We start from the raw sequence: 1,214 nt of genomic DNA, 5'->3' as shown, positions 1-1,214 counted from the left end.
ATTTGGATGTTTTGGTTTGCTATAGGGTTTCCTTTGTGGTCTGCTAGTTTTATAGTGTATTTAGTACCATCATTATAAAACATAGAAACATTACCAGCACTTAGATAAGAATCACCATTTATAATTATATTATTAATAAAACTATTATAACTCATTTGGATTTTGTGTTTTCCGTTGTCTAAATTATAAAAAGTAACACTAGCATCATTTATCTGGCCACTCTTAATTTTCTTATCATTTTCATAGTAATTAACCCCATAATTAGTCTCATTACAGTAGATTAGATTGTTAATTGTGACTGTTGATGTATTTGTAGGGCGATAAATATTAAAAGAACAACTAGATACATTAGTAGTATTGGAATACACATAAATAGCATTACCAGACTGATTAGCAGTGTTATTAGTAAAAGAACAAAGACTTAAAACACCATATTCAGTATTCCAATGAACAGCACCACCATCATACTCTGCATGGTTATTGACAAAAGAACAATCCTTTAAAGTACCATAATCACCACCCCAAGCAACAGCACCACCATACTTTGCATGGTTATTAGCAAAAGAACAAGCACTTAAAGTACCATAATCAGCATCATTCCAAGTAACAGCACCACCACCATATGCATGGTTATTGACAAAAGAACAAGCACTTAAAGTACCATAATCAGCCTTATACCAAAGAACAGCACCACCAGAATCTGCATGGTTATTGACAAAAGAACAATCCTTTAAAGTACCATTATCACCATTCCAAAAAACAGCACCACCACCATCTGCATGGTTATTGACAAAAGAACAATCCTTTAAATTACCATTATCACCAACCCAACAAACAGCACCACCCTCATAAGTGTTATTGGCGTTTATGAATTTTATATTTTTTAATGTGACATAATCGCCAGTTATATAGAGTATGCTTGTTGATAATTTTCCATCAAGTACATGGTTTTTACCATCAATAGTTATAGTTTTGTTAATAATTATCCATGAATCACCAGCAGAATAAGCATAATCTTTATCTAGAGTTAATGTGTTATTCGCAGGTGTATTGTTGATTAAATTTTGTAAATCTGTGAATGATGATCCTGTACCTTTTAAGTTATCCTCATTCATTACATTGCTGACTTCATCTTCTTCAACAGACTCTGAAGCTACTGCACTGTCATCACCGGTTCCAAGATTGACACTTTCATCTGCTGTTTCTGCATCTAT

Annotated in this window: 1 protein-coding gene; it reads right to left on the bottom strand. The window is 32.9% G+C overall.

Annotated elements, in window-relative coordinates:
- On the bottom strand, window positions 1-1,214 hold a 1,214-nt coding region (locus tag BM020_RS04575), incomplete at both ends, for a right-handed parallel beta-helix repeat-containing protein (protein WP_200781246.1).

The sequence above is a fragment of the Methanobrevibacter olleyae genome (assembly GCF_900114585.1).
Classification (GTDB): Archaea; Methanobacteriota; Methanobacteria; order Methanobacteriales; family Methanobacteriaceae; genus Methanobrevibacter; species Methanobrevibacter olleyae.
This window is presented reverse-complemented; position numbering and strand designations above follow the sequence as displayed.